The sequence below is a fragment of the Adhaeribacter rhizoryzae genome, assembly GCF_008629685.1.
Lineage (GTDB): Bacteria > Bacteroidota > Bacteroidia > Cytophagales > Hymenobacteraceae > Adhaeribacter > Adhaeribacter rhizoryzae.
The window spans coordinates 69,655-91,471 of sequence record NZ_VWSF01000017.1 but is presented as its reverse complement, the minus strand read 5'-3'; the positions used below and the strand labels follow the sequence as shown (position 1 = coordinate 91,471).

At 42.7% G+C, this 21,817-nt stretch carries 19 protein-coding genes; 14 read left to right on the top strand and 5 right to left on the bottom strand.

The window, feature by feature from the left end:
• Positions 1 to 278 precede the first annotated feature (278 nt).
• Entirely contained in the window at positions 279 to 3,221 is a 2,943-nt protein-coding gene (locus F0145_RS18750) for an FAD-binding and (Fe-S)-binding domain-containing protein (protein ID WP_150090799.1), read from the top strand.
• A 107-nt stretch (positions 3,222 to 3,328) separates the two neighbouring features.
• Positions 3,329 to 3,655 (top strand): DUF6122 family protein, encoded by a 327-nt coding sequence (locus F0145_RS18745; RefSeq protein ID WP_150090797.1) that lies wholly within the window; start codon positions 3,329 to 3,331, stop codon positions 3,653 to 3,655.
• A 181-nt stretch (positions 3,656 to 3,836) separates the two neighbouring features.
• Here F0145_RS18745 and F0145_RS18740 read toward each other — a convergent pair whose 3' ends face one another.
• Positions 3,837 to 4,115 carry a hypothetical protein gene (locus F0145_RS18740; protein ID WP_150090795.1) on the bottom strand — a complete coding sequence of 93 codons (279 nt, stop codon included), beginning with the start codon at positions 4,113 to 4,115 and terminating at the stop codon, positions 3,837 to 3,839.
• A 276-nt stretch (positions 4,116 to 4,391) separates the two neighbouring features.
• Between F0145_RS18740 and F0145_RS18735 the strand changes: the two genes are divergently transcribed.
• The 3 genes from F0145_RS18735 (at position 4,392) to F0145_RS18725 (ending at position 6,060) form a co-directional block, all read left to right on the top strand.
• On the top strand, positions 4,392 to 4,640 hold the full coding sequence (locus F0145_RS18735; RefSeq protein ID WP_150090793.1) for a hypothetical protein: 249 nt from the start codon (positions 4,392 to 4,394) through the stop codon (positions 4,638 to 4,640).
• Between the two features lie 513 nt (positions 4,641 to 5,153).
• Complete coding sequence (locus F0145_RS18730; RefSeq protein WP_150090791.1) at positions 5,154 to 5,375, top strand: hypothetical protein; 222 nt, start codon at positions 5,154 to 5,156, stop codon at positions 5,373 to 5,375.
• 307 nt (positions 5,376 to 5,682) lie between these two features.
• Positions 5,683 to 6,060 carry a PH domain-containing protein gene (locus F0145_RS18725; RefSeq protein ID WP_150090789.1) on the top strand — a complete coding sequence of 126 codons (378 nt, stop codon included), beginning with the start codon at positions 5,683 to 5,685 and terminating at the stop codon, positions 6,058 to 6,060.
• A gap of 26 nt (positions 6,061 to 6,086) precedes the next feature.
• Here F0145_RS18725 and F0145_RS18720 read toward each other — a convergent pair whose 3' ends face one another.
• On the bottom strand, positions 6,087 to 6,458 hold the full coding sequence (locus F0145_RS18720) for a hypothetical protein (protein ID WP_150090787.1): 372 nt from the start codon (positions 6,456 to 6,458) through the stop codon (positions 6,087 to 6,089).
• A gap of 573 nt (positions 6,459 to 7,031) precedes the next feature.
• Between F0145_RS18720 and F0145_RS18715 the strand changes: the two genes are divergently transcribed.
• The 8 genes from F0145_RS18715 to mdh all read left to right on the top strand — a co-directional run bounded on the left by F0145_RS18715 (position 7,032) and on the right by mdh (position 14,488).
• Positions 7,032 to 7,493, top strand: a complete 462-nt coding sequence (locus F0145_RS18715) for a DUF4268 domain-containing protein (protein WP_150090785.1) — start codon at positions 7,032 to 7,034, stop codon at positions 7,491 to 7,493.
• Positions 7,494 to 7,720: 227 nt separating this feature from the next.
• Positions 7,721 to 8,374, top strand: coding sequence for an OmpH family outer membrane protein (locus F0145_RS18710; RefSeq protein WP_150090783.1), 654 nt, complete (start codon positions 7,721 to 7,723; stop codon positions 8,372 to 8,374).
• Between the two features lie 197 nt (positions 8,375 to 8,571).
• A complete protein-coding gene (locus tag F0145_RS18705) occupies positions 8,572 to 10,101 on the top strand; it encodes a TolB family protein (protein ID WP_150090781.1) in 1,530 nt (509 codons plus the stop codon).
• A 179-nt stretch (positions 10,102 to 10,280) separates the two neighbouring features.
• Positions 10,281 to 10,472 carry a hypothetical protein gene (locus F0145_RS18700; RefSeq protein WP_150090779.1) on the top strand — a complete coding sequence of 64 codons (192 nt, stop codon included), beginning with the start codon at positions 10,281 to 10,283 and terminating at the stop codon, positions 10,470 to 10,472.
• A 229-nt stretch (positions 10,473 to 10,701) separates the two neighbouring features.
• On the top strand, positions 10,702 to 11,499 hold the full coding sequence (locus F0145_RS18695) for an NIPSNAP family protein (protein WP_150090777.1): 798 nt from the start codon (positions 10,702 to 10,704) through the stop codon (positions 11,497 to 11,499).
• A gap of 196 nt (positions 11,500 to 11,695) precedes the next feature.
• Positions 11,696 to 12,739, top strand: a complete 1,044-nt coding sequence (locus F0145_RS18690; protein ID WP_150090775.1) for a nucleoid-associated protein — start codon at positions 11,696 to 11,698, stop codon at positions 12,737 to 12,739.
• Between the two features lie 285 nt (positions 12,740 to 13,024).
• Complete coding sequence (locus F0145_RS18685) at positions 13,025 to 13,300, top strand: hypothetical protein (protein WP_150090773.1); 276 nt, start codon at positions 13,025 to 13,027, stop codon at positions 13,298 to 13,300.
• A gap of 249 nt (positions 13,301 to 13,549) precedes the next feature.
• Positions 13,550 to 14,488, top strand: a complete 939-nt coding sequence (gene mdh, locus F0145_RS18680; RefSeq protein WP_150090771.1) for a malate dehydrogenase — start codon at positions 13,550 to 13,552, stop codon at positions 14,486 to 14,488.
• 145 nt (positions 14,489 to 14,633) lie between these two features.
• Here mdh and F0145_RS18675 read toward each other — a convergent pair whose 3' ends face one another.
• The 3 genes from F0145_RS18675 to mutL are packed head-to-tail and all read right to left on the bottom strand — an operon-like array spanning position 14,634 to position 18,164.
• Complete coding sequence (locus F0145_RS18675; protein WP_150090769.1) at positions 14,634 to 15,521, bottom strand: rhomboid family intramembrane serine protease; 888 nt, start codon at positions 15,519 to 15,521, stop codon at positions 14,634 to 14,636.
• A gap of 2 nt (positions 15,522 to 15,523) precedes the next feature.
• Positions 15,524 to 16,282, bottom strand: a complete 759-nt coding sequence (locus tag F0145_RS18670) for a rhomboid family intramembrane serine protease (RefSeq protein ID WP_223816146.1) — start codon at positions 16,280 to 16,282, stop codon at positions 15,524 to 15,526.
• Positions 16,283 to 16,319: 37 nt separating this feature from the next.
• Positions 16,320 to 18,164 carry a DNA mismatch repair endonuclease MutL gene (gene mutL / locus F0145_RS18665; protein ID WP_150090765.1) on the bottom strand — a complete coding sequence of 615 codons (1,845 nt, stop codon included), beginning with the start codon at positions 18,162 to 18,164 and terminating at the stop codon, positions 16,320 to 16,322.
• 403 nt (positions 18,165 to 18,567) lie between these two features.
• Here mutL and F0145_RS18660 point away from each other — a divergent pair, with 403 nt between their 5' ends.
• The gene (locus F0145_RS18660) at positions 18,568 to 21,513 is read left to right on the top strand and encodes a glycoside hydrolase family 3 N-terminal domain-containing protein (protein WP_150090763.1); all 2,946 of its coding nucleotides are present in this window, start codon (positions 18,568 to 18,570) and stop codon (positions 21,511 to 21,513) included.
• Positions 21,514 to 21,817 lie beyond the last annotated feature (304 nt).

The following is a 21,817-nucleotide window of genomic DNA, read 5'->3' as shown; positions in this document are numbered from 1 at the left end:
TAAAGCAGGTAAATATTTAACAATATTAAATATCAAAAAAATTCATATTTTAATGATTTTTAGTAATTTACACCAACCAATCTATTTTTAAATATTACCCGGATTAATGCTGTTTTAAATTTAAAATAAAGGCTTAGTTAAATTTAAGCGGCTTTCCGCCAATCATATTTTTTTCCGTCGGATAAGCGTTTTATTTTTACCCCTGTTCCGCTAAGTTTAGGCCGGCAATAAACCTACTTTTCCGGAACAGCTTTTTAAAATTTGCAACTACCTACCCCATGACCGACGAACTGGCTCTCCTGAAAAATAACCTGGCAGGCGATTTTTATTTCCGCAATACCGGCATCGACAATGCCATGCGGATGATTTACGCCACCGATGCCTCTATTTACCAGGAAAAGCCGCTAGCCGTAGCCTTGCCCAAAACCACCGACGATATTAAAACTTTAATTAATTTTGCCCGGCAGCACCAGGTAACGCTTATACCCCGGGCTGCCGGCACTTCGCTGGCCGGGCAGGTGGTAGGCCAGGGCATTGTGGTCGATATTTCTACGCACTTTGGCCAGATTTTAGAAATAAATGCCCAAGAAAAATGGGCGCGGGTACAACCCGGCGTAATTCGCGACGACTTAAATAAACACCTGCTTCCTTACGGTTTAATGTTCGGGCCCGAAACCTCCACAGCCAGTCGGGCAATGATTGGGGGAATGGTGGGCAATAATTCCTGCGGGTTGCACAGCATTAAATGGGGCAGCACCCGCGATCACCTGCTCGAAGCCAAGGTTTTATTAAGCGATGGTTCCGAAGCTACTTTTAAAGCCTTAACCCCTACTGAAATAAAAGCGAAAACCCACGGCCCTGATTCGCTGGAGAAAAATATTTACCAGGAGGTGCTGCATTTACTGGAGCAACCCCAAAATCAACAACTAATCCAGGAAAAATTTCCTAAAAAATCGATAACCCGCCGCAACACCGGTTATGCCCTGGATGCTTTGCTCGCGACAGCGCCTTTCCAAAACCCCGATGTGCCTTTTAACTTGTGCCGCTTGGTGGCGGGCTCCGAAGGTACGCTTTGTTTTTTAACGGAGCTGAAAATAAACCTGCTGAATTTACCGCCCAAGGAAAACGCACTGGTTTGTATTCACTGCGCAACGCTCCAGGAATCTTTGGCGGCCAACTTAGTAGCACTGCAGCACGACCCTACCGCCTCGGAATTGGTGGATAAGCGGATAATGGATTTTACCAAACACAACCCGGGCCATCTGCCCAACCGCTTTTTTATTCAAGGCGATCCGGAAGCCATTTTAATGGTAGAATTTTTTTCTGATACCAAGGCAACTGTACAGGAATTAGCCCAAAACCTGGTGCGGGATTTACAAGCAAAAAATATTGGCTACGCCTATCCCATTCTGGTAGGTCCGGATGCTAACCGGGCTTGGGACGTCCGGAAAGGCGGATTAGGTTTATTACGCAACATGCCCGGCGATACCCAACCGGTAAATTTAATAGAAGATTGTGCCGTTGATGCCGCCGATTTACCAGCCTATGTGGCCGACATAGATGCCATGCTCCGGCAGCACAATTTGGTAGCTTCTTATTATGCCCACGCCGGCGCCGGCGAGCTGCACATCGAGCCCATGCTTAACCTGAAAACTTCGGAGGGTAAAAAATTATTCCGGCAGGTTTTGGCCGATACCGTTGAAATCCTGAAAAAATACGATGGTGCCCTCAGTGGCGAGCACGGCGATGGCCGGCTGCGCGGAGAATTTATTCCCGAAATAATGGGGCCGGCCGTTTACGAACTTTTCCGGCAGATAAAGCAGGTTTTCGACCCGCAGCATATTTTTAATGCCGGCAAAATAGTAGATACGCCGCCCATGGATGAATATTTGCGCTATACACCCGAACAGGAAACCCCGAAACACAGAACCGTTTTCAACTTTAATAAAGAAGGCAGCATTCTGCGGTTAGCCGAAAAATGTTCCGGCTCCGGCGACTGTCGCAAAACCAACTTAACGGGCGGTACCATGTGCCCCAGTTTTATGGCTACCCGCCAGGAACACGACACCACCCGCGCCCGCGCCAATATTCTGCGCCAGTTCCTCACCCACTCTGATAAGATCAACAACTTCGATCACGAAGAAATCCGGAGTGTAATGGATTTGTGCATTAGCTGTAAAGGTTGTAAAACCGAATGCCCGTCGGGGGTAGATGTGGCCAAAATGAAAGCCGAATTTCTGCAGCATTATTACGATGCTAACGGCATACCACTGCGTACCCGGCTGGTGGGTAATTTTACCAAGCTTAACGCGCTGGCTTCGGTGCTGCCCGGTGCTTATAATTTAATGATGAGCGATAATGCCGCCGGCAAACTGGCCAAGAAATTGATGGGTTTTGCGCCGGAACGTTCTTTACCGCGTTTGCACAAAACAACTTTTATTGCTTGGTTCCGCAAGTGGCAGGCTGGTAACCCGGCTGCGGCGGGTGCACCCAAAGTATATTTATTCGCCGATGAATTTACCAATTATAACGACGTAGCCGTAGGCCAGCGAGCGGTGCAATTACTGCATGCACTGGGTTACGAGGTGCAGGTGCCCAAACACGAAGAAAGTGGCCGCACTTATTTATCGAAAGGTTTACTGCGCGATGCGCAAAAACTGGCTATCAAAAACACAGAACTTTTAGGCCAGGTGCTGGCAGATGGTGCGCCAATTGTAGGCCTGGAACCTTCGGCGATACTTACTTTGCGCGATGAATATTTAGATTTGGTACCGGATAATTTATTGCCTCAAGCCCAGGCTATAGCCAAACAGGCATTTTTAATTGATGAGTTTCTGGCTACCGAAATAAGCCGGGGTTTTATTAAAGCCGATAGATTTACCACTGCCGAAAAAAAGATTAAAATTCATGGCCATTGCCATCAAAAAGCGTTGTCGTCGGTAAATGCTACGGTTAAAATATTATCGCTACCGGTAAATTACCACGTCGATGTTATTCCTTCGGGTTGCTGTGGCATGGCGGGCTCTTTTGGCTACGAAGCCGAACACTACGAGGTATCGATGAAAATTGGGGAGTTGGTGCTTTTCCCGGCTGTGCGGGCTTTAGCTGCCGAAGTTATGGTAGCCGCACCAGGCACCAGTTGCCGGCACCAGATAAAAGACGGTACTGGCCGATTGGCCCAGCACCCGGTAGAAATTCTGTGGGAAGCTTTAATTAAATAAAAACACGCTGAGCAAACAGGCTGCAATCGTAAAAGATAGCTGCAAAAAATCTGCGAACCCCGGCCTAAGGTTTATAGTAAAAGCCCCATACCTTTATTATTTAGAACATGCTGCACCTCGTTCTGCATTTATTAATACCAATTCTTGTTACACTAATTTTTTACCCTCGCTACGGCCGGGCAGCCTTTATTCGGTTAATGGCCGGCATGATTATCGACGTAGATCATATTATGGCCAATCCTTTTTACGATTCGGAACGATGCAGCATCAACTACCATTTATTTCATACGCCCATCCCCATTATTATTTACTGTGCGCTGTACTTTGTGCCCCGGCTCCGGATTTTTTCAGTAGGCCTAATTATTCATATTATCCTGGATTATCTTAACTGCCTGGGCTTTCCGGATAAGTTTGTGCATAATCTTTTTGCTTAACGCTCTCCAATTTGCCAACCAACACGTATTCCGTTTAGCCTTGTTCTAAATTAAACCAAAACTAATAGCTTGTCCTGTTCGCCTGATGCGGTGAATAAAAACAAACCGATAAGAAAGCCATTAATGAAATAAGCTATAAAATAAAAAAAGCACATGGATAAAGTGCTTTCAAGTTGGCCGTTTAGATTATACCATCGGGGTACCAATTCTCTAAATATTCAATCATTTCTTTTTCGGCCGGAATCAGGTGACGGTTGGCTTCGGTAACCGGGTAAGCATATTTTTCGGCGTTGTATTTTTTTATAGGAGTGGCATAAGTAGAATAAGTTTTCTGCACCGCCTGCTGGTAAACACCTGCTCCTGCTCCTAAAGTATACGTTTTAGGATAACCTAAAGCCGCATCGACCATGGTACAGAAAGCCTCCGCTTCTTCTTTTAAGTTAAAAACTATGTATTTCATGGTAAAATAAAGTAATTAGAATAGCCTTCTACGGTCCAAATTCCTTTAGGTATTAATAATTTAGATATAAATTAGATATACACCAATTTATATTTAAATATTTTTAAAATAACCTGAAATTTCTATTTAAATCTTATTTGTAAAGCTTAAAATAAGGTTCAAAACACATTTTTAAGGCTACTTCTTACCGTAATTGTTATAGAACAGATTTTGTGCCACAAGTTTATTAAACCAGTTGCCAAACAGAATTAATTAAAATTAGTATAAAGTAAAATTATGAAAAAATACAAGGTATTAACCACCGACTCGGCCGAAGCTTTTGAGATAGATTTAAACCAATTAGCCAAACAAGGCTGGAAAGTGGTATCAGCTAACTTAGCGCAAAATGGCTCAGATACGCTGCCCGTTTATTTTGCTTTACTGGTTTCTAATGGCACCGATCTGGTTCTGAAAGAACTGATGGAAGAAAATACCGATGAGCTGAACAACCCCGAAAATATTGGTTTAAGCCCTTCGGTTAATTAACATTTTAATAAATAAGGTTGCAAAATAACTGTACAAAGCTGGTGTGGAAATGTGCCAGCTTTGTACTTAAATTAAAAAGATGGGCTAATAATTATTGTAAGCGCAAAAATTTATTTAGCATAGTAGCAAAACTGCAATTGTAAAAACATTACGTTCCTTAACTTGTAAAACTGCTGGTTAAAGAACTTTATCCGGAGTAACTAGTAATATTTGCGCTTATATAAATTCTTAATACCATTACTAACAAGAGGTAAGTTGGTGTGCCAACTACTGGTGGTTAATATTAACAATTATAAAAAATCACCAACTTATACTTCTCACCCTGCTTACATAAAATATTTTTAAGTAAAATTTTATTGTATAAAGTTTATAGACTAAGTTTAAACGATTTTTTTTTTGATTAAACAACCTTGTAAATAAATTTATAAAAAAAGCATTAACTTAATAGTAACAAAAAGTTGGCTATTAACGTGTTGTTAAACTTATCATTGTCAAGTATAAAATTTTAGTTTTATGTATGATATTGAAAAAGATTTCGTATTCTTCCTGGAGAATGAAAATAATCTGAAGCGGGAGTACAAAGACCAGTACATTCTTATAAGGGAGCAAAAAGTAATAGAAGGATTTGATTCATTTTTTGCTGCTTACAAAAAAGGTTTAGAATTATTTGCCCAGGATAAACTTTGTATTCAGCATTGCGACCCTCGTAAAAAACTAAGCTGGATTAATCGTTAAATTAAACAAGTTATTTACCAGAACTATTATTTTTTTTAACGGGCCAAATACCGGGTTGCCTCTCTAATTTTTTAACGGCTTAATGCCTTTCAGTACCAATTCTCAACGCTCTTTTTAGTTTTACTTGCCCACCTTTTATAAATATTCCTCAGCCACTTTCCTACTGCTCTAAAATAATTTTATGCTGGCTGCATCAGATAAAATATTATACCTTATATTAATACTTTGGGACTATAACTAGTTTTTTAAATTGGGTACAAGCCTGCTATAAATTCTTATTTTCATTCTTAACTTAACAAATATAAACATGGGCTTACTCGATGGCTTAATGGGCAACGCTTCTGAAGTTTCGCTGGATAAGTTGCAAAAGGAATTTTCGATGGTATTGGTAGAAGGCGAACGCCTGGAAATAGCTTTTAAGGTAATCCGGGATATGTTTGTGTTTACGAATAAGCGCCTGATTTTGGTGGAGAAACAAGGTTTAACCGGTTCTAAAGCCGAATATTTATCGGTGCCTTATCGTTCTATAACTAAATTTTCGAAAGAAAGTGCGGGTCTCCTGGATTTAGATGCGGAATTAAAAATCTGGATTACTGGTCAGCCGGAGCCCATCCGAAAAGAGTTTAAAAAAGATAATAATATAAATGTGGTGTACCAACTGCTTAGTACGCATATTCTGAAATAATATTAGAGCAGGTTTGCCGGAAAAATTTACAGCGTTATGTGGGTATTGTAATCGTAATAGAGGGTTATTACTTCTTTGTTGCAATAAGTTTCTTTTTCAGTAGCAGTTGCTTCCCGTATTTCGTGGCGGTTCAACTTCCCGACAAATGTATACAAATCGGTATAATCAAAATATAAATCGGCGGGGATAATGTGGGGCATAAATAGTTCTACGTAGTGGCGGAGCAGCTTTATAATATTTTCGTTCAGAATTGCTTCTACTTCCTGCGCCGGCATACCGGTACTGGATTCGAACTGGTAACTGTTGTTTATTTTGGCTTGCACCGTATAATCTTTAGGAACTACCAGATAGGCAATGCCATCTATTTTAAACATTTCGAAACCCATAACTCGCAGCATTCAAAAAAAAAAATATGACCACTGTTACTCTTTTATAAGCTTTCACCTTAACGCATCAGTTAAGGCTAAAACCTGCCCGCTCTTTATCATTTACCCTGACTTCATTTTAAAAATAGTTTTAAAATTAAAAACACTCCCACCTAAATTAGATGTATTTTAGACACGTACACCCTTACTCAAACCAATAAATACAGGGTATTGGCTCCAAGAAATTTCATTATTAATTTCAGAACTGCTGCTTTTTGGCGTTTAGCTCAATATTTTTTGTAGTAAGCCCAAACAAGCTGCGAACTCTAATAAAATTTAAAAAATACAAGGCTGGTAGTAAATATAACAACAATATTAGTATAAAACAAATAATTAATATAAATTTTTTAACCTAAATATATCTATTGTTAAATTATTGAATTCTAAAGCCGGAATATAGTGCCAACTTTTTTAAGTTTACGGTCCTACCTTGATCCTCAATATTTTTTATAGTTAAATTTATTACTACATATATTATTAATGCATAGTAATTATTTCTATGGGTTTAGCAGCCTGAACTTGGCAGGTTATTGTTAATTTTGAAGCATGTACACAAGAGAACAAGCTTCGCAATTACGCCAGGCTTTCTGGACTACCTTTGGGCAATACATGGCACCCGTGCTGTCGGCGGAAGGATTAAAACCCAACTGGCTGAATTATAATACCGGCCAGAAACACGTTTATTTCCGGATGAAAGCTGATAAAAATATTGCTTCCATTGGCATAGAACTAACGCACCCGGACCCTGAAATTCAGGAAATATTTTTTGACCAGTTTACTACTTTAAAAACCTACCTGCACGAACAAGTTGGCGAAACCTGGGAATGGGCCTTGCATACGCAGGATGAAAACGGTAAAATTATTAGCCGGATATATAAAGAAATTAGTTCTGTAAATTTGTTTAACCGCGACGATTGGCCTACGCTCATTTCTTTTTTTAAGCCGCGAATTATTGCCCTGGATCAATTTTGGGGCGATGCACAGTACAGTTTTGAAGAATTACGCTAATATTTACCCCTGAGCACTGCTACCGCATACGCTGAACAATAAATATTTGCTGGCTAAGAATGCAGTAAAAAATGGGTTTATGATTAAAAAAGCCTTGTTTTTAACCTTACCAGATTACCCCAGAGCAAGGTACTTGCGGTATTCCGAACAAAAAATAATAGGAAATACCCAGATAATATAGCTATTTTGTTGCCGTTAATTTTAATTTAATTTATATACCACCAATTATGAAGAGGCCCTTTTTAGTTTTAGCCTTAAGTTTATCTGTAGCCGGAACTACTTTATTTACCGGGTGCCAGCAAAAAGGAGGCGATGCCGGAAAAACCACCACTCCCAACACGGCTGTTACCGCCGATTCCGGTGCCGTTGCCACTACCGAAACTTCGGCCACCAGCACCCCTGCCGCCACTGCTACCCCAACCACGGCAACTGCTCCCAACCAGAAGTTTGGTTACATTAACTCCGCAGAACTGCTTAAAGTAATGCCCGAAACCAAAAGAGCCGAAGCAAACCTGGAAGCTTTTGTAAAAAACCTGGAAAAACAATTTGGCGGTTTGCAGTCTGAATATCAAACCAAAATTACCGAATTCCAGTCTCAGGAGAAAACCATGGTAGATGCGGTAAAAGAAACCCGCATCCGGGCCCTGCAAGATTTAGAACAGCGTTTACAACAATCGCAGGTATCGGGGCAGCAGCAGGTAGCCAAAAAGCGGGAAGACTTGTTTAAGCCTATTCTGGACAAAGCCGAAAAAGCTGTGAAAGATGTAGGCAAAGAAAATGGCTACGATTATATTTTTGATACCAACACCGGCTCGTTTATTTACGCGAAAGAAAGCCACAACATAATGCCGCTGGTAAAAGCTAAATTAGGCATTAAATAAAATAATCCCATCATTTAGCAACAAGAGCACAACTGGTTAACAGTTGTGCTTTTTTGTTTTTGGCCAATTATATTCCTACTTGTTAATCTGTTAAAAACAAGTGCCCGGTCTTAGTTAAAACGCCAAAACAATTATTTAAATTAAAGACGAAATAATCCACCCAAACCTCTAAAATCGTTTGTTCAAACTTTTCTGTTATGAAACATAAATTATTCTTTTTTCAACTATTTGCGCTGGCCTTGCTGGCTTTAGCAGGTGCGCCTTACGCTTCTTGGGCCCAACAAAATAAGCTAGGTGTTTTCGAAGGACAATCCGATGTGGGACCGGTTTTACACAAAGGTTCGGCCACGTACAACGCCAAAACCCAGGAATATACGCTTACGGGCTCCGGCACCAATATTTGGGCCGAAAAAGATGAATTCCATTTTGTCTGGAAAAAGCTTAAAGGAGATTTTATTTTGTATACGCGGGGCAAACTAATGGGTAAAGGCGTAGATCCGCACCGTAAAATTGGCTGGATGGCCCGCACCAGTTTAGAACCTAACGCACCGCACGTAAACGCCGTGGTACACGGCGATGGCCTCACCGCCCTGCAATACCGGAAAGCAACCGCCGCTGTTACCGAAGAAGTTCGTTCTAAAGTTACAGCTCCCGATGTAATACAACTGGAACGGCGCGGCAATACTTACACCATGCGGGTAGCTAAGTTTGGCGAGCCTTTTGTAACCGAGCAGGTAGCTAACTTAAATATTGGCGATGAAATTTATGTAGGTTTATTTGTGTGCGCCCATAACAAAGATATAGTAGAAAAAGGCCTTTTCCGGGATGTGCGCCTAACCGTACCAGCCAAAGAAAACTTTGTGCCTTACCGCGAATACATTGGCAGCCAGATTGAGTTGCTGGAAATAGCTACCGGCAACCGCGACATTATTTATACCGCCCCCAAATCGTTGCAGGCGCCCAACTGGACTCCCGATAACAAAACGTTAATTTACAACAGCGAAGGCCTGATGTACCGATTCGATTTAGACCAGCGCACCCCCGAGGTAATAAATACCGGCAACGTTAAAAGCAACAACAACGACCATGTACTTTCTTTCGATGGCAAAATGCTGGGCTTAAGCAGTTCTTTGCCCAACCAGGGTTCTATTATCTGGACGGTACCGGTTACGGGCGGCACACCCAAACAAATTACGCCCACCGGCCCCTCTTATTTGCACGGCTGGTCGCCGGATGGCAAAACGCTTACCTTTACCGGCCAGCGCAACAATGAATTCGATATTTATACCGTACCCGCGGCGGGCGGCCCCGAAAAGCGTTTAACGAATCATCCGGCCCTCGACGATGGCTCCGAATATACCCCCGATGGCAAATGGATATATTTTAATTCCAATCGTACCGGCACCATGCAAATCTGGCGCATGAAACCCGACGGTAGCAACCAGGAAGCCGTAACTACCACTAACGAATTCCACGACTGGTTTCCGCATATATCGCCGGACGGTAAATGGATTGTGTTTTTATCTTTTTTGAAAGAAGAAGTAAAACCCGACGACCACCCATTTTACAAACACGTGTATTTGCGTTTGCTACCCATCAGCGGCGGTCAACCCAAAGTAATTGCTTATTTCTACGGCGGGCAAGGCAGCATCAACACACCTTCCTGGTCGCCGGACAGCAAGCGCGTAGCTTTTATTAGTAACACTGATGTTAATGTTATTAAATAATTAGCGGCCAACAGATAAGTAATCAGCCTTAATAAAAGCCAAAGATTTTGGCTTGCCTAAGTATAAACGGCTACTAAACCCGTCTTAAATTTACTTTTTTACCACCCCAATAAAAGGTTCTGCGTAAGTATACAAACAAAAGCAAAAAGCTTTTAATGTTTAACTTAACCTTAAATATTATGAAGGATAACAAAAATAAAGATCAGGATGCTGGCAAAGATATTTTAAAAGATATTAATTCGGTGCCTAAAATGGCCGGAAATAAAGACAATGTAGGCGATCCGAAAAGGCCAGCCAAAGGCGGCAGCCGGGGTACCAGCTCCGATCAGGATGGCGGACAAGATGCAGGTTCATCGGCCGGAAGCCATTAACAATATTTTCTTAAACAAACAGAAATAGCGCTGTGGCTAATGGGCACAGCGCTATTTTTTTGCATAAATATTTCCGGCAATATTTTAGGCTAAACTAAGTATATGCCCTTACTAATTTTATCTGGTTAAGCCAGCCGATTACGTATTTATGCCTAATAGCCGCGCTGATATTTTTAATATTTTTACCCGTAATTAAAAATATTCAATTAATTACTAGTTTATCCACCAAATGAAAACAAACAAAAGTGTATTGGGCCTGCTTTGGGCCGTGTTGTTCCTTAATTTTGTAGGGCTGGCTTTGCCTGCCTACAGTGCGCCCGCCCGCGAATTTTACGAGTTAAAAGTGTATTCGCTTAAAACCAAAGAACAGGAAGAACGGGTAGAAAATTATTTAAAAAACGCTTACCAGCCGGCCATGCACCGCGCGGGCATCAGTAAAGTGGGCGTATTTAAACCCATTAGCAACGATACCGCCCGCACCAAAAAAATATTTGTATTAGTGCCCATGAAGTCGCTGGACCAGTTAGTTAAACTGCCGCAAGCGTTGCAGAAAGACAAACAATATGCCCAGGCCGGTGCCGATTATATTAATGCGCCCTTCAACAATCCGCCTTATACCCGCATGGAAAGCATCGTTATTCAGGCGTTTGAGTTAATGCCCCAAATGGCTTTGCCTAAACTAAAAGGGCCAAAATCCGAACGCGTGTATGAACTACGCAGCTACGAAGGCCACACCGAAAAAATTTACCAGAACAAGGTACAAATGTTTAACCAGGGTGGCGAGATCGATATTTTTAACCGATTAGGCTTTAATGCGGTATTTTACGGCGAAGTAGTAGCCGGCAGCACCATGCCTAACCTGATGTACCTAACTACTTTCGAAGACCGCCCTACCCGCGACGAAAAATGGAAATCGTTCAGCGCCGATCCGGCCTGGAAAACTTTATCAGCCAAGCCCGAATACAAAAACAACGTATCTAAAAACGTAACTTTGTTTTTACGGCCCGCCGAATATTCCGATATTTAAGCAACTGGTTTAGATAAAACAAAAGCGGCCTGTTTTAAAAAGCAAGCCGCTTTTATTTTATCTATTGTTCACATTTCGTTAAAACTTGTTATTAAATACAAACCGTACTACCTGCCGGTAATCACTAAATATTTCTGGTTGGCAATTGTGCTGCTACCTGTATCTTTGCCCTCCCAAACTTTACCTAATTTTATTCATGCTGGTAACTTCCGAAGTAAAACTAGAAAATATTATTCTGCACAAAGTAGGCAATAAAAGTCGCGATGAAGATATCCGGTTTTCGAAAGAACCCTTAAAGCTGGATAACTTTGTAAAAGAACTCCTTTTAAAATATTTCTTGTCGCCGTTTAAATCCGAAGAATATTTTAACCTGCACCACGAATCGGATATAAACCTGAATGAGGTATTTAGTTTTGTCTCTAAGATTTTTGCGGAGCCCGAAACGCTGCACGAACAATCCATAAACCTGGCCCGGCACCTGTACGAGCAAAGCACCCACGCCAAAATTAAAGAAGGTGAGTTTTATGTAACTTACCTTTCAGATTGTGTGGTAGATGGCGAAGCCGTAGATGCCGTGGGTTTGTTTAAATCCGAGTCGCGGGAAACGTACCTGAAAGTTTTTCCGAACGGCGATAGCTTTGACATTGATAGCGAAGATGGCGTAAATATTAATAAACTGGATAAAGGCTGTTTAATATTTAACACCGACCAGGAACACGGTTATCTGGTAGCTACCGTCGATAATTTAAGCAAAAGCAACGAAGCCCTTTACTGGAAAGACGATTTTCTGAAGTTGAAATTCAGGCAGGATAGTTATTTTCATACCCAGAAAATAATGAACCTCTGCAAAAGTTTTGTGGAAGAGCGCCTACCCGAAGAATTTGAAGTAAGCCGTGCCGAACAAGCCAACCTGCTGCACAAATCGATGGACTTCATGAAAGAAAAAGAAGTCTTCGATTTAAATGAATTCCAGAACGAAGTTATTGGCCAGCCTGACCTTATTGAAAGCTTCCAGAACTACAAAACCACTTACGAAACCGAACGGAATTTTGAAATAAAACCCGAATTCGATATTCACGATTCGGCGGTAAAAAAGCAAACCCGCTACATGAAAAGCATTATCAAGCTCGACAAAAGCTTCCATATTTACGTACACGGGAATAGCCAGAACATAGAAAAAGGCTACGACGAAGAGCGCGGCATGCATTATTACCAGCTCTTTTTTAAAGAAGAAGCTTAGACAGTAAACAGTTATCAGTAAACAGTTAGCAGTTAGCAGTAAATGGTGAACTATAAAAATTGGTAGAATACTTCAGGCTTAATTATTTAGTTAATAAAATATTAAGGCTGAACAATCCACATCTTTCATTCAGGAGGAACCTATTGTGTTACCTGCTAAATAGTTTCCTCCTGAATGAAAGATATGGGTTTCAATAATTTAACTATTCATTATTAATTCTTGTTAACTGTTTACTGCTAACTGCTAACTGTTTACTGCTAACTGCTAACTGATAACCGTAAAACTATGGACGATACTGTTTATAAACCCATCGCCGAAACATTTTACGCCACGTTGGAAGACCTGGCGGCCCGCCGGAAATATTGCAAGGTGCAATATTTTACGCCTATACATGAATTTATAACTGCCCGCGCCGTTGTTACCGGTATTGTGCAGGAAGCCGGCGAAGAATATTTAACTTTGGCTACCGGCGAGCAAATACGGTTAGATCGCCTTTACAACGTAGACGACAACTTTGCGCCGGGCTTCGAAAATTACCACGAGTTTTCCTGCGACTGCTAATTAATATTACATAGTACGTACCTGCTTATCCGCTTGCCCGATAGTTCCCTCATCGGCTTTGATCCGCTTTGTAAAAAATAAAAAATAATCTCCTAAAATAATTTGGGCCTGGTTCCTTTCAGGCATAAATCTGGCAGCGCCATTTAGCTTTTGCCAAATAAAATATTTTAATTCCTATGTAGATAACCCATTTTTTATATTTTTACGCGGACTTAATTATTCACCAACTTAAACTCAGTATTATTCATCATGAAAGTAACCGTAGTTGGAGCAGGTAATGTGGGCGCCACGTGTGCCGACGTATTAGCTTATCGCGAAATAGCAAACGAAGTAGTATTATTAGATATTAAAGAAGGTGTTGCCGAAGGTAAAGCCTTGGATATTTGGCAGAAATCGCCCATTAATTTATACGATACCCGTACCGTGGGCGTAACCAACGACTATGCCCGTACTGCTAATTCGGATGTTGTAGTTATTACCTCGGGGTTACCCCGCAAACCCGGCATGACCCGCGATGACCTTATTTCTACGAATGCAGGCATTGTGCAGTCGGTTACCCAAAATATTGTTCAGCATTCGCCTAATGCCATTATTATAGTGGTATCCAATCCGCTGGATGTAATGACTTACGCAGCGCATATTACCTCTAAACTGCCGCGCAGCAAAGTTATTGGTATGGCCGGCATCCTGGATACCGCTCGTTACCGGGCTTTCCTGGCCGAAGCTTTAGATGTATCGCCTAAGGATATTCAGGCAGTGTTACTGGGTGGTCACGGCGATACCATGGTGCCGCTGCCCCGCTATACTACTGTAGGTGGCATACCGGTTACCGAATTAATTGAGGAAGAAGCGTTAAACGCCATTATTGAGCGCACGAAAAACGGTGGCGGCGAACTGGTGAAACTGATGGGAACTTCGGCCTGGTACGCACCGGGTTCGGCAGCAGCTCAAATGGTAGAAGCCATTGTGCGTGACCAAAAACGTGTTTTCCCGGTTTGTATTAAACTGGAAGGTGAATACGGCATTGATGGCACTTACCTGGGCGTGCCCGTAGTATTAGGCAAAAACGGCGTAGAAAAAGTAATTGAACTAAAGCTAAACGACCAGGAAATGGAATTACTGCACTTATCAGACAAGCACGTAAAAGAAGTAATGGCCGTGTTAGATAACATGCAATCGGGTAGCTAGTAATTAGTTGTTAGTAATTAGTTGTTAGTTAAAAATCATTAATAGGTTAAAACAAGAAAGCACTGCTTTAGCAGTGCTTTCTTGTTTATAACAGAATATTTAATTTCACTTATTACTAACAACTAACAACTAACAACTTGCAACCCTACTCCTTCTGGCTGGCGCGGAAAAGTTTTTGCTTTTCTTCTTTGCTGAGGCTTTCGTAACCGGATTTAGATATTTTATCCAGAATAAAATCAATCTCATTTTGACTGGGTTTGCCCGAATGAGATGAAAAAGTAGTGGCTGTAGCCGGGCTTTTATAACTTACTTTCATGCGCGGCCGACGGTTAAACAAACCGGTAATAAAATCCCAGGTACTATGAATTGGTCGGCCTAAATCGCTGCCATTTTTTAACTGCCGAATAAAAATATAGCCTAGCAAAGCGCCGCCTAAGTGCGCCACGTTACCACCGGCATTATCGCCCACTGCGCCCGAAACGGAAAGCAGTACCAGAAACCAGGCAATCCATTTAATTTTAACCGGCCCTAAAAGCAGCAAATTAAACGTATAATCGGGCAGCAAAGTGGCAGCGGCTACAATAATGGCCAACACACTCGCCGAGGCGCCAATCATTTCGGCACTGCCTCTTTGAATAAAAAAGGGCACAAAGTTATAGAACAGCAAGTACAGCAAGGCGCCGCACAAACCACCCAGAATATACAAACTCACGACTTTTTTGCTGCCCAAATATTCCTGCACCAGCATCCCGAACCAATACAGGTTAAGCATATTAAAAATAATGTGCAGCCAATCGCGGTGCGTAAAAAAGTACGTAAATATAGTCCAGGGGTGCCAAAGCAGTTCTCTGGGGTTAGACGGCAACGACAACCAGGTCATGATAGTCCCAAAATAATCGGTTTGGGCTAACCACAAAATGGTACGGAGTAAAATAAGGGCAACAAAAACCAGAATATTAATTAATATTAATTGGTTTAAGGCATTATCGCGCCGGTTAAAGGCATTTTTTATATCGTTAAAAATACTGTTCATCTTTAGTAAAAATGATTTTTATCTTTTTCCCAAACCTTTAACAGAATGAAAGCAAATAACATCCCGCCCAGGTGGGCATAGTGCGCTACGTTATCGCCCGGATTTCGTTGGATACCCGCGTATAACTCGTACGCACCGTAAAGCATTACAAAATACTTGGCTTTAATTGGAAACGGAAAGAACAACAACATGAGTTCGGTGTTCGGAAACAACATGCCAAAAGCCATGAGAATGCCAAAAACCGCGCCCGAAGCACCCAGCATGGGCACATTTATTAAATCGTTGTAGAGGTTACGCACCGATTGCACCGTAGCCTTTACCATAGACTGATCGGAAGCATTTTTGCGAAACTGTTCTACCGCCTGCTCGTTGTACCGCCCGGTTAGGTGTTCTTCCAAGTAATTCCGGAAATTAATGGGCGTAGGATCGGCAATATATTGAACCGTGTCTTGCTCCAGTTGGTGAAATTCGTAAGACCGTACTGCCGTAAATAATACGCTGGCGCCAAAGCCGGTTATCAGGTAAAACAACAAAAAACGCTGCGGGCCCCAGCGGTATTCCAGCATTGGCCCGAAAATAAATAAGCTGAACATGTTACTGAACAAGTGGCCCCAACCACCGTGCATAAACATGTGCGTCAAAAACTGGTAAGGCCGGAAATTAGCCGACCGGAAATCGTACAGCGCAAACATGTTGCCGCTCCCGAAATAACTAAAAGCTATAAAGGCAACCAGATTAATGATTAGGAGGTTCCTAACCATTGGTGTTATATTCATCATAAGTTATGCAGCAATTAAATCAGCTTTTCCCGAACAAATGCTGTAGTTGGTTCAGGTCCATCATGACCAAGGTTTTCTGGCCCGATGGGGTATAATTAGGAACCTGGGTGGCAAACAATTTATCAACCAGGGCATTAATTTCGGATTCGGTAATCCGGTTTACCAATCGGGCCGCCACCCGTTTGGCCATAGCCCGCGCCATGGCTTCTTTTTTATCCAACGCCAACTCGTCGCGGTTGTTTTGGTACTGCTCTATTAAACCTTCAAAAAGTTCTTTCTCGCGGTTAGGCGGTACATCGGCCGGAATGGCATTAATCACAATCGTGTTTTTGCCAAAATCGTTGTAAACAAACCCCAGGGCTTTTAACTCCTCTCCCATTTCCTGCACAATGGAAAAATCGGTAGGCGAAAACGACAATACTTCCGGGAATAACAAAGTTTGCGAAATGCCTTTGTTTTTTTGCAGCGCGGTGTAAAACTTCTCGTACAAAATTCGTTCCTGGGCCGCTTGCTGATCGACCATCATTACCCCTGATTTAACTTGTACCAGCAAATATTTATTGTGTATTTGCATGGCTTTGCTGCCCGCTGCGGGTACCGGCTCCGGCGCTTCAGTAAAAATATCGGCAAAAATATCTTCATTCTGGCTGTTAAACTTCTCTGGTTCGGGCCAGGTAATAGTAGCCCGGGGCATAGAAAAAGAAGAAGTCCGGATTTCGGTTGTTCCGTTACGGGAAGAAGCATTATTAGCCGGGTTAAACGCATGTATGGGAATTACCGGAGCTTCTGGTGCAGGCGGAAAATCAAAATCGGTATGCACTGGCCGAAGCGGCGCAAAATTCACATCGCCCTCAAAATCGAGCGAAGGGGCAATATTATTAAGGCCCAATGATTGTTTAGCCGCTGCCCGCACAATGGCGTAAACCGTTTTTTCGTCGTCGAATTTAATTTCGGTTTTAGTGGGATGTACGTTAATATCAATGCTCTCGGGGTCAATTTCCAGAAACAACACGTAAAACGGAAAACTGTCTTTCGGCAATAAACCTTCGTAGGCGGTTAATACAGCGTGGTTCAGGTAAGCATTCCGGATGTAGCGGTTATTTACAAAAAAGAATTGCTCACCCCGTGATTTTTTAGCAAACTCGGGCTTGCCCACGTAGCCGCTTATTTTAATAAAAGGGGTATTTTCTTCGCAGGCAGCTAATTGCTCTTTATAGCTTTTCCCAAATATGGCCACAATGCGCTGGCTCAGCTTGGCCGCCGGCAACTGAAAAACTTCCAGATCGTTTTGGTACAGCGAAAAAGCAATATTGGGATGCGCCAGGGCAATTCGGGTAAACTCGTCCAGAATGTGCCGCATTTCTACAGCGTTGGATTTTAAAAAATTACGGCGGGCCGGCACGTTAAAAAATAAATTTTTCACGCACAAATTAGTACCATCCGGCATGGCTACCGGCTCCTGATTTATTACTTCAGACCCTTCAATCACGAGCCGCGTACCCGTATCGGCGTCACGCTTTTTAGTTTTGAGTTCTACCTGGGCTACGGCCGCAATAGAAGCCAGCGCTTCGCCCCGGAACCCCATGGTCCGGATGCGGAATAAATCTTCCGTAGACTTTATTTTGGAGGTAGCGTGCCGTTCAAAACTCATGCGGGCATCGGTCGGCGACATGCCCATGCCGTTATCTACCACCTGAATAAGGGTTTTACCGGCTTCCTTTACAATTAACTGAATATTGGTACCACCGGCATCCACCGCATTTTCCATGAGTTCTTTCACCACCGAGGCTGGTCGTTGAACCACCTCACCGGCCGCTATCTGGTTCGCCAGATACTCAGGCAATAAATTTATTATATCGGCCATGCAGGTTTAATAGCTACTAGAAAAATAAATTATACAGCACAAAAAACGTTTTTACTAAACAAAAGCTTACCATCTATAGCCGTTTTACTGGCAACGCCGGTAAATAAAAACAAGCTCGTAGTTACCCAATCGTAAAAAGAGCAAGCATTTTGTTTAAATATTAAGCAACAATAAGGCCGCCGGGTTTAAACCCCAAAGCACTATATTTTGTTGTAGCCTTAAATCAGGATTAAAATTCATTTGCCGGATTAAACAAAAATTGTTTAATTTTCGAGTACGGTTCAGAACCGTATCGGGCGGACCAGCTGAATTTCTCTTCTGAAATTCCGGCTGCACCTAAAATCTGCTTCTTGCAAAATTAGATTTTATTCTGAGCTATTCAAATTACTAGGGTTAAGTGCGCATGCTGAAAGGCTTTAATATTTTATTAGTTTTATTATTGTTTGTAGGGGCTGGAATAATCAGTTCCTCGTCTCCGTCTGCCGAAAGAGTTGTTTCGGAAGCGGAACAGCATTGGGTAGATAGTGTTTTTACTTCTCTAACCCCGGATCAGCGTTTGGGCCAGCTTTTTATGGTTACGGCTTACTCCAACAAAGATGCGGCCCACGTGCGCCAGATCGAGCGTTTGGTTTCCCAATATAATGTGGGCGGCCTTATGTTTTTGCAGGGCGGCCCCAAGCGCCAGGTAAACCTGACGAACAAATACCAAAGTAAAGCCAAAGTGCCTTTGTTTATTGCCATGGATGCCGAGTGGGGCCTAAGTATGCGCCTGGATAGCAGCATGTACTTTGCGAAACAAATGACGCTGGGGGCAATTAACGAAGATAAATACGTGTACCTGATGGGTCGCGAAATTGCCTTAAAATTAAAGCGGATGGGCGTGCACGTGAGTTTTTCGCCGGTGCTGGATGTAAACAGCAACCCGCGTAATCCGGTAATTGGCAACCGTTCTTTCGGCGAATCTATCGAAAAAGTTTCCAGCCGAGGTATTGCGTATATTAAAGGTTTGCAAGACCACGGTATTCTGGCAGTAGCCAAACACTTTCCGGGCCACGGCGATACGGATAAAGATTCGCATAAAACCCTGCCGGTGATTAGAAGTGATATGCGGCGGTTGCAGTCCGTGGATTTATACCCGTTTAAAAAATCGTTTGATGCCGGCGTAATGGGCGTAATGGTGGCGCACATTCATTTACCGGTACTGGATACCACCGAAAATATTGCGGCCACGCTTTCGCATAACCTGGTTACGGGTTTACTGAAGCAAAAAATGAATTACAAAGGCCTGGTATTTACCGATGCCCTGAACATGCGCAGCGTTACCAAATTTCATAAGCCCGGCGAAGTAGATGCACTGGCCTTAATTGCCGGTAACGATATTTTACTGTATTCAGAAGATGTGCCCGTGGCCATGGCTAAAATAAAGGAAGCCGTTACCCAAGGTAAAATAAGCCAGGAAGAAGTAGATTACCGGATTAGAAAAGTGCTGCACGCTAAATATTGGGCTGGTCTGAATAATTATCAACCCGTAGAAACCAAAAACTTAACCGAGGATTTAAGCCGGCCGGTAAGTAAAATTATTCAGCAACAGTTGTACGAGCATTCGGTTACCGTGGTAACCAACAAAGATAGCTTTTTACCTTTCCGGACCCTCGATACCATTAATTTTGCTTCGGTAGCTTTTGGCGGCCGTACCGATAATACTTTTACCCGCACCCTGCAAAAGTACGCCCCGGTTACCGCTTACGAAGCCCCTATTCGCCCCACCGACGACTCGGCTTATGCCCAATTGTACCGGAAATTACAGGCGCATAACGTAGTAGTAATTAGCTTACAACGCATTAATAATACCCCGGTAAATAATTTTGGCATACCCGAAGCTACCCGCAATTTTATCCGGAAACTGCAAGCTAACCCGAAACAAAAAGTGGTGGTGGTAGCCATGGGAAACCCGTACAGTCTGCAATATTTCGAGCACAGCAACTGGCTGGTTTGTGGTTACGAAAACAATGAAGTTTCGCAACTGGTGGTACCTCAAATATTATTTGGCGCCTTGCCGGCTCAGGGCACTTTACCGGTTTCCCCTTCTACAATTTTATCGGTGGGCCGGGGCTTTGCGACCAACTCTTTAAACCGGCTGCGCTTTACCTTACCCGAAGCCGTGGGTTTAGATTCTAAAGTATTAACCCAGATTGATAATATTGCCCGTGAGGCCATTGCCTATGCCGCTACGCCGGGTTGCCAGGTGTTGGTAGCTAAAGATGGCGCGGTGGTATTCGAAAAAGCCTACGGCCACTATACTTACGATAAAACCTTACCGGTTACCACCAATACCATCTACGATATTGCATCTATTACCAAAGTATCGGCTACGCTGCAGGCTATTATGTATCTGAAAGACCGGGGCAAGCTGAACCTGGATGCCAAATTGGTGCAACATTTACCCGAACTGAAAGGTACTAACAAGCAAAATATTGTGATGCGGGATTTACTGGCGCACCAGGCCGGTTTACAACCAGGTTTGCCTTTTTACCAGCGTACCATCGACCCCAAAGTAAAACAAAAATATTACGCCGAAACGCAGAGCCTGGACTTTCCACACGAAGTAGTACCAGGCATGTATGCCGCCAAAGACATAGAAGAAACCATGTGGAAATGGCTGGTTGCTTCGCCGTTGCTAACTAAACCTAAAAACAGCAGCTACGAGTTTAAGTATTCGGACCTGACGTTCTATATATTGCGCCGGGTAGCCGAAAAACTCCTGAACCAGAACCTGAGCGACTTTATGGATCAGAATTTTTACGGACCAATGGGTTTAACCACGCTGGGTTATACCCCTTTAACCCGGTTTACCAAAGAACAAATTGCTCCAACCGAAAACGATACTTATTTCCGGAAGAGCTTAATCTGGGGCACCGTACACGATCAGGGAGCAGCCATGCTGGGCGGTATTGCCGGCCACGCCGGTTTATTCTCGAATGCTTTTGATTTAGCTGCCCTGATGCAGATGAATTTACAAGGCGGTTCTTATGGCGGTTATAAGTACTTTAACGCTGATGTGGTAAGTGAGTTTGCCCAGCGGCCTTTTAAAGGTAACCGCCGCGGTTTAGGCTGGGATATGGCCGCTCCGGATGGTGTTGGTGCTACCTCTAACCTGGCTTCTTTAAGTACCTACGGCCATACCGGCTTTACCGGCACCTGCGCCTGGGTAGATCCTGAAACCAATTTGGTATATATATTCCTGTCGAACCGGGTAAATCCGGATGCCGTGAATAATAAGTTAACGAGTTATAATATTCGTACGCGCATTCACGATGTAGTCTATAAAGCTATTATTCCCAAAACTTAATTATTGAATAAGTAAGCATTTAGTTCAACCCTAGCGCGAACTAACAGCTTAGTTAATTTTGATAATTGATGTTATGCAAAGCTTAATATTAGAAGTTTAAGTAATCCATCCCTGTCATTCAGGAGTAAACTATTTGGTTATCTGCAAAATAGGTTCCTCCTGAATGACAACAGGGGGCTCTTTTGACTAATAAACTGTTTGGAATAAAATTGGGCGTAGCTAAATCAAAAGTTATTTTATACCAGTATAAAACCAAGCTTGCGCTTAAGTGTTTACTACTGGGTCATCCTGAGCTTGCCGAAGG

Excerpts from the sequence above, each read along its gene's own strand:
- F0145_RS18750 (WP_150090799.1), top strand. The coding sequence starts at position 279 with ATGACCGACGAACTGGCTCTCCTGAAAAATAACCTGGCAGGCGATTTT.
- F0145_RS18745 (WP_150090797.1), top strand. The coding sequence starts at position 3,329 with ATGCTGCACCTCGTTCTGCATTTATTAATACCAATTCTTGTTACACTA.
- F0145_RS18740 (WP_150090795.1), bottom strand. The coding sequence starts at position 4,115 with ATGAAATACATAGTTTTTAACTTAAAAGAAGAAGCGGAGGCTTTCTGT.
- F0145_RS18735 (WP_150090793.1), top strand. The coding sequence starts at position 4,392 with ATGAAAAAATACAAGGTATTAACCACCGACTCGGCCGAAGCTTTTGAG.
- F0145_RS18730 (WP_150090791.1), top strand. The coding sequence starts at position 5,154 with ATGTATGATATTGAAAAAGATTTCGTATTCTTCCTGGAGAATGAAAAT.
- F0145_RS18725 (WP_150090789.1), top strand. The coding sequence starts at position 5,683 with ATGGGCTTACTCGATGGCTTAATGGGCAACGCTTCTGAAGTTTCGCTG.
- F0145_RS18720 (WP_150090787.1), bottom strand. The coding sequence starts at position 6,458 with ATGCTGCGAGTTATGGGTTTCGAAATGTTTAAAATAGATGGCATTGCC.
- F0145_RS18715 (WP_150090785.1), top strand. The coding sequence starts at position 7,032 with ATGTACACAAGAGAACAAGCTTCGCAATTACGCCAGGCTTTCTGGACT.
- F0145_RS18710 (WP_150090783.1), top strand. The coding sequence starts at position 7,721 with ATGAAGAGGCCCTTTTTAGTTTTAGCCTTAAGTTTATCTGTAGCCGGA.
- F0145_RS18705 (WP_150090781.1), top strand. The coding sequence starts at position 8,572 with ATGAAACATAAATTATTCTTTTTTCAACTATTTGCGCTGGCCTTGCTG.
- F0145_RS18700 (WP_150090779.1), top strand. The coding sequence starts at position 10,281 with ATGAAGGATAACAAAAATAAAGATCAGGATGCTGGCAAAGATATTTTA.
- F0145_RS18695 (WP_150090777.1), top strand. The coding sequence starts at position 10,702 with ATGAAAACAAACAAAAGTGTATTGGGCCTGCTTTGGGCCGTGTTGTTC.
- F0145_RS18690 (WP_150090775.1), top strand. The coding sequence starts at position 11,696 with ATGCTGGTAACTTCCGAAGTAAAACTAGAAAATATTATTCTGCACAAA.
- F0145_RS18685 (WP_150090773.1), top strand. The coding sequence starts at position 13,025 with ATGGACGATACTGTTTATAAACCCATCGCCGAAACATTTTACGCCACG.
- mdh (WP_150090771.1), top strand. The coding sequence starts at position 13,550 with ATGAAAGTAACCGTAGTTGGAGCAGGTAATGTGGGCGCCACGTGTGCC.
- F0145_RS18675 (WP_150090769.1), bottom strand. The coding sequence starts at position 15,521 with ATGAACAGTATTTTTAACGATATAAAAAATGCCTTTAACCGGCGCGAT.
- F0145_RS18670 (WP_223816146.1), bottom strand. The coding sequence starts at position 16,282 with ATGGTTAGGAACCTCCTAATCATTAATCTGGTTGCCTTTATAGCTTTT.
- mutL (WP_150090765.1), bottom strand. The coding sequence starts at position 18,164 with ATGGCCGATATAATAAATTTATTGCCTGAGTATCTGGCGAACCAGATA.
- F0145_RS18660 (WP_150090763.1), top strand. The coding sequence starts at position 18,568 with ATGCTGAAAGGCTTTAATATTTTATTAGTTTTATTATTGTTTGTAGGG.